This window comes from Novosphingobium sp. 11B, from assembly GCF_054589055.1.
The window spans coordinates 1-15,369 of record NZ_BAAILP010000086.1 but is presented as its reverse complement, the minus strand read 5'-3'; the positions used below and the strand labels follow the sequence as shown (position 1 = coordinate 15,369).

The following is a 15,369-nucleotide window of genomic DNA, read 5'->3' as shown; positions in this document are numbered from 1 at the left end:
CGGGTGCAGTCATGGGGTCGCTCAGAAGTTGAAGGAGCCGCGGATGCCGACCGTGCGCAGTTCGCGCAGCTGGGCGACGAGGCCGCCGACCACCGACGGGTTCGGTGACGGGTTCACCGGCACGACAAGGCTGTTGTTCGAGACGTTGTAGTACGCCTTGTTGTCGAACAGGTTCGTGATGAACGCCTCGATCCGGTAGGTGTCGTTGCCCACGCCCGCGCGCAGGTTCACCTGGGTCATGTCGGGCGAGCGCACGATGTTCGAGATGTCGGTGTACGAACCGGACTTGTAGACGAAGTCCGCTCGCGCGAAGCCGTCCAGCTCGTCGGTGAGCGGCGCGTTGTAGCTGAGCGCCGCCGTGCCCGACCACTTGGAGGTGAAGGGGCTTTCCTTGCCGCGGAAGTCGGTCATCCCGGTCAGCGCGGTAGCGGCGGTATTGGTGCCGGCGCGGACCTTGCTGTCGATGTAGGCGCCCGTCAGGTCCAGCGTCACCGCCCGCGACAGGCGTGCCGAGACGTTGGCCTCGATACCCTTCACCCGCGTCTTGCCGGTATTGGTCTGGCCCGAGACCTGCAGCTGGCGTACGCCGGTGCCGTCGGTATCGACGAAGATCACGGTCGACTGGTTCTGGATCTGATTGGTCCAGTCGGCCCAGAACGCGGCAAGGTCATAGGTTACGATGTTGCCGAACAACTGACCCTTGGCGCCGATCTCGTAGTTGGTGATCTTCTCGGGATCGACCTGCACCGAGTAACCCAGGCGCTCCGCCTCGGCGACGACCGGCGGCAGCGAGGTGATGAACAGCGTGTTGAACGCGCCCGGGTTCACGCCCTTGGAATAGGAGGCATAGACCATGCTGCTGCCGAAATCGTACTTGGCGATGACGCGCGGCAGGAAGTTCTTGTAAGTGCCCTTGGCGATGCGCTCGTCCTCGGCATAGAAGCCCGCCGGGATGGTCGCCCCGCTCGAGTTCGCGCCGCCTTCGCCCGCGTAGGCATAGAGTTTGTCGATCTGGTAGCGCCCGTCGAACGCCAGCGAGAATTCGGGCGTGAAATCGTAGCTGACGTTGGCGAAGGCGCCCAGCGTGCGCGACTGGGTGGCGCCGCTGCGACGGGCGCCGATGATGCTGGGGCTGCCGTTGGAACCCTGCTGGCGGGCATTGAGATAGCTGCCGCCGAAAGCCGCGTGCAGCTTGCCGCCGTTGTCGTAGCTCAGGCGCACTTCCTGCGAGAAGTCCCGGCTTTCGGCCTCGACGAGGAACAGGAAGTTGTAGAACCCTTCGCGGTAGTACGCGCCGGTCCCGGTGAAGCTGCTGCCGTTGAAGTTGTCGAGATCGCCCAGCTCGCTCTTCTGCTCACGGTTCCAGCCGCTCAGCGAGCGGACCGAGAAGCCGCTGTCGCCGATGTCCCAGTTCACGTCGAGATGCAGGTGGTAGTAGTCGTTGATGAGGCCGTAGCCCTGGAGCTTGTTCGGAAACAGGCGGCCCGCCGGATTGTTGACGAAGTCGACCACCTGCTTGGTATTGGCGGTGTTCGCCTGCGGGGCCAGCGACGAAAGCGAAGGCGCGACGCCGCAGAAGAAGCGGGTGGTGCGGCCGCTCGAACCCGTCACGTTGCAGTTCGACTGGTCCTCGCGAACGAGGTTGCCCTGCGGATCGCGCAGCGCGTAGGCACTGATGTAGCCGTTGGCGGGCGGACCGTCCTTCAGTTGCGAATAGAGGCCGAAGCCCTTGATCGTCAGGCTATCGGTCGGCTTGAAGGTCAGCTGCAACGTGGCCGCCTTGGACGACTGGTCGCCCAGCGTCCCGTTGGGGTTGGCCGCGTTCTTGTAAGAACCGTGCTTGCCAAAAGCGCGCGCAGTTGCGCGGAAGCTCAGCACGTCGCCCAGCAACGGACCGCTGAGTTCGCCCGAGACGTCGTAGTTGGCTCGGGTGCCGGCCATGCCGCTCAGCGATCCGGACAGAGTGTCGCTGGCTTCCTTGGTAACAATGTTGATAGCGCCTGCGAAGGTCTGACGGCCGAAGGTGGCCGATTGAGGTCCCTTGAGCACTTCGATGCGCGCCGGGTTGGTGATCGTCTGGAGCGCGGTCGCCTGCGTGACCGGAACGCCGTCGATGAACATTGAGGTCGTCTGCGCGGAGGAGGTCGAAGGCTGCATGCCGCGCAGGATGACGCCCACGAACGAACGGTCGGCGCGCGCGCCGCCGCCGGTCGCCTGACCGACGATGTTCATGCCGGGTACGAAAGTACCGAGGTCCTGCAGGTTCTTCACGCCGCGCTGCTCCAACGCCTCGCTGGTGAGGGCGGTGATCGCGATCGGCGTGTCGAGGATGCGCTCCTCGCGTCGGCGTGCAGTGACTACGATGTCGCCATCTGCAGACGTGCTGTCCGCAGCGGGCCGGGTATCAGCACTCTGAGCCTGCGCCACCTGCGGCCAAGCGATCAGGGTCGAAGCCCCTGCCATCAACGCCGATACGCACGCCAGCATCTTGCGATCGGACGATTTACGAACTCTGGTCAATTTCACACCCCTCATGAACCGGACAGCACTCCACACCCCGCACAGGCGAGTGGACGCAGCTGCAATTGAAATGATGGCCTGTCCGGATCGAACGTCGGATCAGTACCCCGTGCCTCCTGACCAGTATCTGGCTTGATTATCTTATTCCGCATCCAGCCTCATGGAAGCCGGAATAAGCAGCGCACCAATATCGGATATTAGTGGATTAGTGCGATGCATATAAGGCTTGCGCCTGATTTGCATCGTTCCTGACAAAGAACCAGTGACTAAGGCCGCCCCGCCAGCCGCAGGTCGTCCACAAACGCCAACCTGATTGTTGTCGACCGATCTGAACAGCACCCAAAATTCAGCCAGTGATAAACAAGATCTATCCTTGTCTATCACCCAAGCCAGCGTCGTCGAATCAGGCCGAGCGCGCTGCCATCTTGATGGCATGCGTATCGTGGACGACGCGAAGCTTCGTAAACAGCTACTTATGAACGGTTTTCTCAACTTACCGGAGGCGGTGGATGGGCCGTTTCGTCGAGAGGGTTACCCGCCTAGGAGAGAACCGAGGGCAGTCGTGCAAATCGCGCAGTTCCAGTAAACATCAAGGGGCTACGTCTTACCGATCAGCATGAAGCTGCGGACGAACCTAGGAATCCTGTTTAGTATGCGATGTCGACCCTAATCGGTCGTTCGCACCCAATTTTTCGCTTCCCGGGTACGGACGGTCTGCTCTCCCGGCAGCTCGCGACCAGTCACGTCATACAAATCCCCCCAACAAGCCCAACGTCGCTCGAGAAGTGCCCGAGATAACGAAGCCCGCCGCCGATCGCTTCAGAATGTGAGGCTTGCTCAGGAATCGAAGATATTGCGGATTTTCATTGCCAGAGCATCCATGGCAAATGGCTTCGTGAGCATGTCCATGCCCTCGTCCAGAAATCCTGATCGTACCGCGGCATTCTGCGCGTAGCCGGTTATGAAAAGCACCTTCAGGTCCGGTCTGGTCTCGCGCGCAATCTCGGCAAGCTGACGACCGTTGATCCCGGGCAAGCCAACATCGGTAATCAGCAGATCGATGCTCATATCGGACCGCAGCATCGGCAGCGCAGCAGTCGCATCGAGCGCTTCGATGACGCCATATCCGATTTCCTCCAGGACCTCGGTGACGATGAGTCGGACTGAGGGGTCATCTTCAACCACCAGCACCATCTCGCCCTGACCACTCGAGATCTCCGTTTTCGGAGCCGCTGCAGGCTCGGTTGCCTCGTGCGAGCGGGGGATGAACAGCTTGACGGTCGTGCCCATTCCCAGCTCGCTGTAGATGCGTACGTGACCACCCGACTGCTTGGCGAACCCGTAGATCATCGACAGGCCAAGACCCGTGCCCTGTCCAACCGGTTTCGTCGTGAAGAACGGCTCGAAAACCTTCTCGAGGATCGAGGCTGACATACCGATCCCGGTATCGCTGACGCTCAGCACCACGTAACTGCCGGGCGCGAGGCCCGGGTGGTTCGTGGTGTAGTGCTCATCCAAAATGACATTATCGGTTTCTACGACGAGCTTTCCCCTGCCTGGCATCGCATCACGAGCATTGATGCACAGGTTGAGAAGCGCGCTTTCCAACTGGTTCGCGTCGGAGGAGGCGACCCACAGGTCCGGTTTCAGATGGGTTTCAAGAGCCGTCTGCTCGCCAAGCGTCCGATCCAGCAGCTCAGTCATGCTGCGAACCAGAGCATTGATGTCGAGTGCCCGCAGATCCAGTGACTGGCGCCGGCCAAATGCAAGCAGACGCGATGTCAGAGCGGCTGCGCGCTGGGCGGATGCGTTTGCCGCATCGATGTACCGATCGACCCGCTCCAATCGTCCAGCGCCGATATTCCGCTGGATGAGATCAAGGCTGCCGATGATGCCTGTCAGCATATTGTTGAAGTCGTGGGCGATCCCGCCGGTGAGCTGACCGACGGCCTCCATCTTCTGGCTTTGACGCAAGGCTTCCTGAGCGGTTTCCAGCTCAGCCGCTCGCGCCCTCGCGTCAGAGAGGTCGCGGCCGACAGCGACGAAATTCTCGCCATCAGGTTCGGGCGCGACGGTCCACTCAATGTGCCGCCAGTCGCCGTCGCGAGTGGCAATCCTGTTTTCGAAGCGTGCAGGCTTCCCGGTCACTGCCATTTCGGCGATCGCGTCAGTGGTCGGCACGACATCATCCGGATGCATGAAGGTGGCATAGCCGCGGGTCAGAAGGTCCGTCTCGCTCCACCCCAGGACTTTGGTCCACGCAGGATTGACCGCCGACATCATTCCGGCAAAGTCGGCTCTCGCCAGCATGTCCTGAGAAAGGTCCCACAGCCGATCGCGTTCCGCCCGGGCGCGCTCGATCGCGACCTTGACGCGTTCGCCCACCTCTTGGACCAGTCTCTCCTCTGCCTCACTCCAGATGCGCGGGCTTGCATTCTGGACAGCGAGAAGGCCGACCCATTGGGCTTCGTTGAACAAAACGACGTCGATGAATGCGCCGACCTCACGCGAGGTGAGGCCTGAGCGGGCCGGAGCGCTCAATCGCTCGTCCCCGCCGACGTTGCGCACCACCACGGGCTCTCCGGCGCGATAGGCGGCAAGTAGGTCGGGACCAAATGATGCAAGTGAGTGCACACCGACGATCGATGCCACTCCTCGCGCATAATCGCGCTCGACGGTCATCATCCCGGCATCGGTGATCTCGGCATAGAAGACCCGGCTTGCGCCCAGGAGTTCGCCGAGGCTGGCGGCCGTCCGGTTCATGATGTCCGCAGGTGTGGTCAATGGCCGCAGTTCGTCAGAGAGTGCCAGCAAAAATTCCGCGCGCCGTTCTGCCGCCACTCGTTCTGTCGTATCGGCCAGGAAGCATATGACCCCGGTTGGCATGCCGTCGTCGTCCAGCACCGGCGAATAGTTGAGGTCCATCCAGACCGTTTCGGGCAACCCGTTGCGCAGGATGGTCAGTTCCTGATCCCGAAAGTGGAGCGTGTTCCCGGCAAGACCCTCGGCCAGAACCGTATCGTTGAAGTCGGCGAGTTCGGGCCAGCTTTCGCGCACGTTCGAGCCGAGCGATGCCGGGTGGCGGTTTCCCGCGAATACCGAGTAGGCATCGTTGTACAGCATGACACCGTCCTGCCCCCAAAGCATGACGATAGGCACGCGCGATCGCAGAAGTATGGATAGCGCACTGGTCAGGCTGTGCGGCCAACGCTCGATCGGGCCAAGCGATGTTGCGGACCAGTCCCGGTCAGCAATAAGCCGCGCACAATTGCCACCGCCGCTCAGGAATTGCGCGGTCGCGCGAACGGACGGAAAATCGATGATCGGCGCGGTAGACATGTAACAGGACCCTGAAAGCGGTCGCGAGTTGCCATGTGTCGTGGGCTCGTGCGCCGATGTGATACTCCGCTCTAGCGCAGCTTCTGCCTTGCGGATACTGATCTTCGCAAACCTCCTGGCGATCAGAATAGGACAGTTGGTGATGGCAATGAGCCTGCGATCTGCTGCACCAGTTCCCTGGAAATTCTCCCGTGTCGGAACTTGAAATGTCCCGTATGCCATCGGGTAGACCGCTTCGAGCTCGATCTTCGACCCATGTCAGCCGTTCAGGGTACGATTTTCGATTACCAGGTGCCGACCGTCCGCTTGCCAGCATTCGGAGCTCACATTGGCCGACTTTCTGCCAGTCCGGTTTCAAGCGTAGCGAGTGGCAAAGCTGCCGCCGCTTCATACACAAGCTGGAGGCAGTCACTGGGCTATATCCGCGATTGGTGCTGTCAATCTAATGCGAACCCGTCTCTACATGATGCAGTTCGGTCTTTGAGGCTGGCGGCTTAGCTTACGATGATGCTCCACTCCGCCAAGGCGGCGGAACGTCGTTCTGGCCTGCTGTCCATCGACGAGATAACGCTCAAAGGCGAAATGGTTTTGAACATTGGCATCGACTGAGGCGAACTTCTGAAGCGAATTCACCCATTCGACCCACCCCCTCGCAGTCGACCGGGCGACGGCTCAGCTGGCAGCAGCGAGTGGGCCGTAGCTTTCCCTTGGGCGCTAACAGTCGTCATATGGCATCGAACAAGGTGATGATGTCGAAACTCGGCCGTAGCAGCGGCCGCACGGCTCAGACCGCCATGTCGCGTTTAAACGCCTCGATCCACTCCGCCACCATGCGCGAGAACGGCGCATGGGGCTGTGCCATGGCGCGAATATCGGCGAGCGTGCGAGCAACGACGCCGCGCAGCTGGTCCTGGGCCTTTTGCCGAAGAACGACATCGCCTTCCGCGCTCAGGGTCAGCTGGCCGAGAGCGTCTGCGGCGCTGGAGAGTTCGATGACGATATAGCCCAATGTCTCAAGCCGTCGCAGGGTCCGGGTGCGTTCCTGGACCAGGGCGAGCCGGTTCAAGCCATAGGTCTGGATAGAGACAGCTCCGCGCACGCTGATCCCTGCAAGTCGCGCCGCGAACTCTACATCCCGGGATTTTTCGGAGAGCGCAGGCAGCGCGCCGGTCGCACCAGCGCCAGAAGGGGCGGCATATACGACGCCGAGCGGATCCTGTCGGTCAATATGAAAACTGATATGTTCGTCGGGATCGTCGGAACAAGGGTCGATCAGAAGAGCTTCTTCTGCGGCCATAGCAAGGCTGAGCCCGCCCACCGGCGGTTCAGCCGCCATTCGCGCGCCTCCAATGGGAAAGCATGCGTCCTTTCCGGTCTTGATCCTTTGCAGCTTGTTCTGGCGCTGCATCTCCAGGACGCCTGTCAGGCTCGACAAGCTGTCAGGCGTCGCCTGAAATCGCCGACGGTTGCAGTCGAGACAGCTGGGCAGCAAATTTGTCCAGACGGCAGCAAGCCACCAATAGCCTGGATGACCGAGATCCTCCTCCACTTTACCCTTGGGACGAAAATGCTCGATATCGACCGGACCGCTCACATTGTAGCGCGTCTCGCAATATGCGCATTTGCCGTGGAAGAGGGCTTCGAGCGCATGGCGGACGTCATCTTCCTTATAAGCTAGAAAGGTGAAAGCCTTTTTGGGACGTGGCCGTCGCGCAAAATAGGTGCGCGCACGCTTCAGCTCCAATGCCCCCTTACGGCGGCTGTCGGTGAGACTGGCAGGCGCGCCCACGACAGTGCGATCGACACGGCGCACTAGAGCTGCTCCAGTGCCGCGACGATGGAGGCCCGCGTATCGGCATCCAGAGCAATTAATTGCTGCGCAGTGCTTATCCTGCGACGCTTAAGATATGTTTCGACGGCTTCCTGGATCAGGCGTTCGACCTGCGTCGAGCCGACCGGCATCGATCGCCGAACCTGTTCGCGCAGCTTGCTTCGCATGTCCTTGAGTTTTTCGGCGCTCTGTGCGGTCATGTCGGCTGCATCGAGAGAGAGAAGGTCGGCGGCCTGAGCAAAGCTGTCCTCAATGTCGGCAGCATCGGTCGAAAAGAGCTGGAAGAGATCCGAGGTCAGCAGCTGCTCGACCGTAAGCGCATCGATGGGCGGTATTTCGGCGAGAACTTCCACCATTTCCGCACATTGCTCCCCCTCGGCATCGGGCCGGTGCGTGCGACGCAATGCCATGACCTCATGAGTCGCCATCCCCCTTAGGCAGAGTGGATCATGGGTTGTCACGATGAAAATGACGTTCGGCAAGGCTTGGCGCAGGCCTGTCATGATCCGCATCTTCCAGCGCGGGTGCAGATGCGCTTCGATCTCGTCGATCAAGATCACGGCGCGTGCGCGCGCCAAGGTAGCGCTTCGGGATCCTTGCTGACCAAGAACTCCCCGCATGATGGCGCAGGCCATGCCAAGTACCGAGCGGAAGCCGGACGACACCACCTTTAGAGGCGTCTGGATCTTGATAGGCGCCTTCCGATCGCCGGGCGATAGAACCGAGAGGCAGAATTCGCCGTTCTGATTCCGCTCGATGACATCGAAGGGCTGATCGATGGCCAAGATGGACCGCAGTGCGCGCGCGACCTCGGAAAATGCCGGTGTATCATATATTTTCGCGAGCCAGTCCTCAGGATTGGGGAGGACATAGTTAGGTTCGAAGAGGGATCGGATCGATCCGGTCACGCCGCCGCGCCGGTCGCCTGAGAGGAACATCCGGAACGCGCCATAGGCAAAGAGCGGCAACTGCCCTTCTGGCGCCCTGCTCCCGATGCGAACAGGCCAGCCCGGCTGAACGCCCAGGGCTTCGGCGCTGCCGTCCTCGAACCTCGTTTCGATACTACCGCAGCGCGGCACGCCGGACCCGCCCAGATAGGCAGGGTTGAGCATGAAACGGCTGACGTTTTCGGACATTCCCGCGCGCGCCGCTTTAGAGGTGAGAGCCAGCGTGATCGCTTCCAAGATGGAGCTTTTGCCCGCCGAATTTTCGCCCAGGATCATGAGGGCGGCCCCGCTCGGCTCGCCTTCCTCGGGGGCGACCGCCGGCATGGGCAGGCGGACTTCCAAGTCCTCGAGGCTTTTGAAATCTCGTATATGGAACGCGATCGGATAAGGCGCACTGTTCGAAAGTGGCCGAGAAACCTTGTCTTGGACTGGCAGGACCTCATCCCGTTCCGAAATATCGGTGAACACCTGCGTTATCGCGTCATGAAAATCCGCGCGGCGCAGTCCGTCGCGAAAAAAGGCCTCGATGCGCGTTTGGGATAGGGCCGGGCGCGCTCCGGCCTGGCTGCCGACCGCTTTGGCCAGTTGGCAGAGAAGGAGATACCAGCTGCCGCCGTGGGCCATGTCTGCAAATGCAAACAGCGATGACATGTCTTCGGGTTCGTCACGAGTCAGCCGTTCGAAATAAGTTCGCAGGGCATCATGGCGGTCATACTGAAGATTGTCGCGGTCGAGGTTGAAATGCCGGATCGTGAAGCGGCCGCGTTCGGTCAAGCCCATCAGTTGTCCGCCGGGGAGAGCCTGCAAATGGGATCGCAAATCATCTTTGCCGCATGGATCGAGCAGCAAGGGCGATTCCCTCATCTTCCCCCGCCACAATCCTGTCGGCCTGTCCGCATAATTTTCGATCTCATGGCGTTCGGGGAGAGGACAGCGTTGGCCGCGGACTGGAAAAACCGTTGGTTCGAGCGGGCGGCAATCGGCGCAGACGGGATAGATATTTTCCCAGGAATTGGCGAGCCAGCTATAATAGAGATGCGCCCTGTCGGCGAACGCCTCAGGTGCGTCAGATGTCGGCCCGGCTTCCTCGCTCGGGCGAAAGCGATAGGCCTGCGTGTTTGCCGGGCGCTCGCAAAACGCGCATTTGCCCCTAAACAGACGCTCGAGAGCAGCCTGTAATTCGGGGTCCTCTAGGAGAAGCTCGCTGGTGCCGATCCGGGTCTGGGCGGCGATTACCGCATCGCGAGCGAAAGCCTCGCGCAGGATGTCGCGGGCGCGCGCCGTACGCTCATCGGACAGGCAGGCTGGGGCGGGCTCATCAGTGCGATCGAAATGCAACATATGCCCTAATGCCCTCTTATGCCTCTTCTCGCGACCGCCTCGAAGATCGTTCGGCGCGGAGGTGTGCGGATTTTTTCGAAGCGACGCCAGATATTTCATGTCGTTATTTCCGGTACGGATATGTTTTCTCGATTGTCTGGTTGGCGAAGCCGAACTCCTTGGCTATCGCCTGATATGAGGATGGAAAATGGCGCAATCTGAAGGAGGAAGAAGCGAGACGGTCGAGCCCTTGCGCAAGCGCAAGGCGGACGGGACGCTGTATCTGCGACCTCCCGACATGGAGCGCCTGCTTGTAGGCCTGATGTCTATCGACGAAGGCGAGCTTCTCGCGCGCGCCGCGATCAGGCGCCGCTCGGCACCCGGATGGCTGCCGGGCGAATGTCTCGTTCATATGATGCGCCGTGCCGGCCGTAATCGAGACCGGAGGGCTTATAACCGCTGGTGCGCCCTCGTGCTCGAGCGCATAGGCGCAAGGCTCATGCAGCGACCGGAAAGTAGCGTACCAGTCGCCAACCTCGAGCGCGCGGAATATGCGCTCGACCGTTTCGTTGCGATGCTGGGGCCGGATCTTGAGGCATATGATGAACGCCTTGATATCTGGGAGGCCCGTTTTGATCTTGCGCTCGCCAATCTGCGCCGTGACGCCTTTCGCCGCGCTTATAGCGCAGAGGAGACAGACACCGTCGGTATTGCTGATGATCCCGCCATCATAGCCGAGGTCGAGCGGTCGGTGGGCAGCTTTGATCCATTCGATCCGGCGCGTCTCGCCGACGAAGATTTCCGATTTCGGACGTGGGCGGCGATTGACGCCCTGCCAACGGAACAAAACAGGGTCATAATCATGATGCATTCGGGATTGCCGGTCGGAACCGGCGCGGAGGGGCAACACAGCATCTCGGGCATGCTTGGGACCACGCCCCGCACCATCCTCAATTGGAAGCACAAGGCTTATGCCGCGATCCGTGCTGCCGTAGAGGGAGATGAGTTGTGACTGCGGCTATGACACTCGAGCAGGTGCTCGAGGCGTTTCTTCTCGACAGGGACGGAACCACGACCGTGCAGCGCTATGTTGCGCAATATCCTCAATTTGCGCTCGAACTTCTCGATCTCGAATTCGAGGCGGCGCGTCCGCTTGACGATGAACCTCGAATGCTCGGAGCGAATGAGCGCGCCGTCGTCGATGGCGCACTGGACAAGGCGAGCGTGATCTGGCCGGCTCAAGCTCCCGGATCGAGGGATCTTTTTGCCGTCTTGGGACCTGCTGATTATGGTCGACTGTCCAAGTCGCTGAACGTGCCGCGTCAGGTCATCGCCGCCATTCGCAATCGTCGCGCGATCCCTGAGACAATCCCGGGCGGGTTCCTGAGGCGCATGGCCGATGCGCTCGAGGGAAGTGTGGCTGATCTTCTTGCGAGCATGGGCGCGGGTCCGACTCTCGCCGCGCAATATAAGGCAACCGGCGCCGTGGCCGTTCAGTCACCCATTCCGTTCGAGCAAATTCTGATAGAGGCGCAGGTGCCGCCGGAGCGTCGCGCCCAGATCATGGCGGATCTCGACTGATGGATGCTATTGAGGCCGCTCGGCGGCGGGCGGCCTCAATTCATGCGGACGCGCTGACGCGCGGAGCCGATCCCTGGTCGCCGCTCGCATTCGTTATCGAAGAGGTCGAGCACGCCGGCTTTGCCGCCGAGCCCATCGAACCCAATGCGGCGCAGCTTGACGGCGCGCTTGCGAAATTCCTCCCGGACATCGGGCTCATTCTCTACAGCGACACCGGGACGGCCTTTTACCGGGCGTTCCTGATCGCTCATGAGCTGGGCCACGCGCTGCTCGGGGATGCCGCCGGCGCCTGCCAAGTTGATATCGAGGGCAAAACGGACGCGGAAACCGGTAGCGAAGACCAGATCGTCGCGCACGGTCCGCGTCAACGCCGCGAAATCCAGATGGATATGTTCGCGCGCGAACTGCTGTTACCGCGCCCCTTTGTGCGCCGCTGCCATCTAGACGAAGAGCTCTCGGGAAACGACATCGCAAATAGGATTGGCGCGCCGCCCGGTCTCGTCGCGCAGCAGCTGCTCGACGCCTTGCTGATCCCCGAGATAAGCGAAGAGGCGGTCGAGCGATCGACCAAGCTCACTCGCAGTCAGGCCGATGCCGCGCACCATCACGGAAAAGCCTATCTTCTTGAAGCGGGGCCAGGCACAGGCAAGACGCAGACGCTAGTAGCCCGGGTCGCCCACCTTCTTGGACGCGGTGTCGATCCGCGCAAAATCCTCATCCTCACTTATAGCAACAAGGCGGCAGGTGAGCTCTCTGAGCGCATCGCCGGCGATAATGCGGACGCGTTCGCGGCGATGTGGATCGGTACGTTTCACGCATTTGGCCTCGACCTTCTGCGTATCTTCGGGAATCGTATCGGGCGGAGCCGCGACCCTCGCCTGCTCGATCGCGCCGGCGCGATCGATTTGCTCGAACATGAGCTTCCCAGGCTCGGCCTCAAACATCTCAATGACAGCTATGATCCCGTGAGGCTTATCGACCCGATACTCGACGCCATTTCCCGGGCGCAGGATGAAATGTGCCCATCCGGGCGCTATCGTGATCTTGGGGTCGCGGCCCTCGAAAAGGCGAAAAAGACGACCGCCGGCGCGGCGCGCGACGATGCCGTGCGTTCGGCCGAGGAAATTCTGGACATAGCCACCGTTTACGAACGCTATGAGCAACTCAAGATCGACAAGGATTATGTCGATTTCGGCGACCTCGTCCTGCTCTCGGTCCAGCTGCTCGAAGGCAACGAGGACGCCCGGCGCTCCGCCGCGCGTTATAGTCATATTCTGGTCGATGAATATCAGGATGTAAACGAAGCGAGCGTGCGCCTTCTCAAAATACTTGCAGGCAGCGGCGAAGGCCTTTGGGCGGTCGGCGACGCCCGGCAGTCGATCTACCGCTTCCGGGGCGCGTCTTCGCGCAGCATGGCCCGGTTCAAGCACGACTTCCCCGGTGCGACAGGCAGCAATCTCGTCGTCAATTATCGCTCGAGGCCCGAAATCGTGTCGCTCGTTTCGCATTTCGGCAAGACGATGACGATCAAGGTCGCGAAGAACGATCCCCCTCCTCCACGCTATGAACCCTTGGGGCCCCATCACGGGAATTGCGGCTTCAAACCCGATCTCACGATCGTACCCGATGGCGATGCTCTCGTTCCGGCGATTGCCGAAAAGATACGGCAGTCTCTTACGGCGGACCATCGCTATCGCGATCATTGCTTGTTGGTCTCAGGCAATGACAAGCTTGCACGCTACGGCGCACAGCTGGAAAGCCTGGGCCTTCCCATTTTATTTCTAGGCAGCGTCTTCGAACGCGGCGAGGTCAAGGATCTGCTGTCCCTTCTATCGCTGCTGACAGACCCATGGGCCGCAGCGCTCGTACGCACCGCCTGCTCTCCCGAGTTTGCGATGCCAATGTCCGATGTTCAACAGGCAATCGCTCAGCTCAGGACGGAAAATAGCAGGACGCCGGCGTGGATCAATGATCCCGCGCCGATCGCCAGCGCGCTGACATCCGACGGCGCGGCGAGTTTCCTTGCGCTGTCACGCGTGTTGCGAGGTCTCAACCCCTTTTCCCATCCATTTTCCATTCTTGCCCAGTTGCTGTTCGACAGAACCAGGATCGCAGCACGGCTTGCCGCGCGCACGGATCCGGCCGGCAAGGCCGCAGCCATGGCGGTATGGCAGTTCATGGCCTTCGTGCGTACCCAGCAAGAACATACGCGAAGCATTGCGGACCTGATCGCCCGCATCCGACGCCTACTTGCTTTGGGGGAAGATCGAAATATCCGCCAGCTTCCGGCGGCCGCCAAGGGGATCGATGCGGTCAGGCTCATGACGATCCATGGCGCCAAGGGGCTGCAGTTCCACAGCGTGCATCTCCCGGGACTGAACAAAGACACCATGCCGAGAGAGCCGCAGGCAATACGCTTTCCGCCACCCGAAGGTCTTGTCGTGGCGGCACGCGGCACCGCGCAGGAAGAAGCGCTTGCAAGCCATCTGGAAGAGCAGGACTGCCTTTTTTATGTAGCCCTTTCGCGCGCCCAAGAGCGCTTGCATCTTTACCGTGCTCGGCGGAAGCGCGGGAGTACAAAAGAACGCCCGCCATCCTCTTTCGTGAAGCGGCTTGGTGCGTTGATCGACAGGCGCGAACTCTCCCCTGCGCTCTCTATCCCACGCACGACTGCCCCGGACGTCGATATTGCCTTGCCGCCGAGCTGGGAAATCGAAGCCTGGAAGCTTGACGACTATATGCGCTGTCCTCGGCGCTTTCTTTACCGTCATCTGATCGGATCGGGCGGATCGGCGGCATTGTCGCCGTCTCGGGCCGCTCATAGCGTCGCCCGCACGCTGTGCGAAGAACTAGCCGCTCTTCCCCATCTGCCGCCGTCCGAGACGATCGATCAGATGATCGCCCGAGAGTGTATGCGTGCCGGCATCACGGACATGCCGCATGGCGAAGCGCTGCAAGCACTGGTAGCGCGCCTCGTCGGCAACTATGCGGCATCCCTGGCAGGCATGACCATTGCGACGCCGCCTAAAGTGCAGCTCTTCGCGAGCGGAACGCGCATTACCGCACGCGCGCATGACATGATCTCGGACGATGGCGGCATGGTTGCGCGCGTTATCGAAACGCGGGCGCTGCGGCCTGACGATGTCGTGGGGTTGGCCACACGATTGCTCAGCATCCGCGTGCCCAAGGACAATCCTGGCGTGCGCCTGGAGCGCATTTCCCTTGCCGATGGCGCCCAAGGTCATAGCGTCAAGGCAGACGCCAGCGCGCTTCGCCAGTTCGAACGCGCCGTTGCCACCCGGATCGAGGCGATGCGACAGGGCCAGTTTCCAACCAAGCCCGGTGCGGGCCGGTGCAGCGCCTGCCCTACTCTCCTAATATGCGACAGCGTACCCTCCGGCCGCCTCATTCCAGGGCGCTGAAGCCTTTGCGCTGCCTTTCAGGTCATCGTCTCCACTCATCGACCAGCACAGCCTTGCGCCGGCTGCCTTCACCCTGTTCGTGAGGACTCGCATGCTCCGATCCCCACCGCAGCGTTCATATCCCTTCTCTCGGGTATCATTCTCGCGGCTCGCACGCTCGAACATGCCGCGGGTCAAAGCAGACATGCCGGCGCCCAGTAGCTTTTCCTCAATGCGCTGAGACCCGAGAGCTGGGCATCGGGTCATTCGGCAGTGGCTGCCAATCCCGCCTGCCCGGCGGGTTGTCAGTAAGCGCCGACGGAAGGCGGCGTTGACGTAGGGTTATTTGGGTTTCCGCGGGCGCGGCGCCCATTTCTTGGCGAGTGCCGCGAAGCGAGCGTGGATCACCTCGATGTTGGGTTGAGTGTGG

General features: G+C 61.2%; 7 protein-coding genes. 3 read left to right on the top strand and 4 right to left on the bottom strand.

Annotated elements, in window-relative coordinates; translation table 11 throughout:
* Window positions 1-21 precede the first annotated feature (21 nt).
* The 4 genes from ACYPYD_RS07520 to ACYPYD_RS07505 form a co-directional block, all read right to left on the bottom strand.
* Window positions 22-2,463, bottom strand: coding sequence for a TonB-dependent receptor (locus tag ACYPYD_RS07520; RefSeq protein ID WP_459662661.1), 2,442 nt, complete (start codon window positions 2,461-2,463; stop codon window positions 22-24).
* Window positions 2,464-3,357: 894 nt separating this feature from the next.
* Entirely contained in the window at window positions 3,358-5,859 is a 2,502-nt protein-coding gene (locus ACYPYD_RS07515) for a GAF domain-containing hybrid sensor histidine kinase/response regulator (protein WP_459662660.1), read from the bottom strand.
* Between the two features lie 784 nt (window positions 5,860-6,643).
* Window positions 6,644-7,672, bottom strand: a complete 1,029-nt coding sequence (locus ACYPYD_RS07510; RefSeq protein WP_459662659.1) for an HNH endonuclease family protein — start codon at window positions 7,670-7,672, stop codon at window positions 6,644-6,646.
* On the bottom strand, window positions 7,672-10,077 hold the full coding sequence (locus ACYPYD_RS07505) for an AAA family ATPase (RefSeq protein WP_459662658.1): 2,406 nt from the start codon (window positions 10,075-10,077) through the stop codon (window positions 7,672-7,674). The genes ACYPYD_RS07510 and ACYPYD_RS07505 overlap by 1 nt, the downstream gene beginning before the upstream one ends.
* A gap of 88 nt (window positions 10,078-10,165) precedes the next feature.
* On the opposite strand from ACYPYD_RS07505, the gene ACYPYD_RS07500 reads away from it, so the two are divergent.
* From ACYPYD_RS07500 to ACYPYD_RS07490, 3 genes are read left to right on the top strand one after another with little or no spacing between them, the layout of a single operon-like run.
* Entirely contained in the window at window positions 10,166-10,969 is an 804-nt protein-coding gene (locus ACYPYD_RS07500) for an RNA polymerase sigma factor (RefSeq protein WP_459662657.1), read from the top strand.
* 8 nt (window positions 10,970-10,977) lie between these two features.
* Entirely contained in the window at window positions 10,978-11,538 is a 561-nt protein-coding gene (locus ACYPYD_RS07495) for a hypothetical protein (RefSeq protein WP_459662656.1), read from the top strand.
* Window positions 11,538-14,960, top strand: coding sequence for a UvrD-helicase domain-containing protein (locus tag ACYPYD_RS07490; protein WP_459662655.1), 3,423 nt, complete (start codon window positions 11,538-11,540; stop codon window positions 14,958-14,960). Before ACYPYD_RS07495 ends, ACYPYD_RS07490 begins: the two co-directional genes overlap by 1 nt.
* Window positions 14,961-15,369: the final 409 nt, after the last annotated feature.

Excerpts from the sequence above, each read along its gene's own strand:
- ACYPYD_RS07520 (WP_459662661.1), bottom strand. The coding sequence starts at position 2,463 with ATGGCAGGGGCTTCGACCCTGATCGCTTGGCCGCAGGTGGCGCAGGCT.
- ACYPYD_RS07515 (WP_459662660.1), bottom strand. The coding sequence starts at position 5,859 with ATGTCTACCGCGCCGATCATCGATTTTCCGTCCGTTCGCGCGACCGCG.
- ACYPYD_RS07505 (WP_459662658.1), bottom strand. The coding sequence starts at position 10,077 with ATGAAATATCTGGCGTCGCTTCGAAAAAATCCGCACACCTCCGCGCCG.
- ACYPYD_RS07500 (WP_459662657.1), top strand. The coding sequence starts at position 10,166 with ATGGCGCAATCTGAAGGAGGAAGAAGCGAGACGGTCGAGCCCTTGCGC.
- ACYPYD_RS07495 (WP_459662656.1), top strand. The coding sequence starts at position 10,978 with ATGACACTCGAGCAGGTGCTCGAGGCGTTTCTTCTCGACAGGGACGGA.
- ACYPYD_RS07490 (WP_459662655.1), top strand. The coding sequence starts at position 11,538 with ATGGATGCTATTGAGGCCGCTCGGCGGCGGGCGGCCTCAATTCATGCG.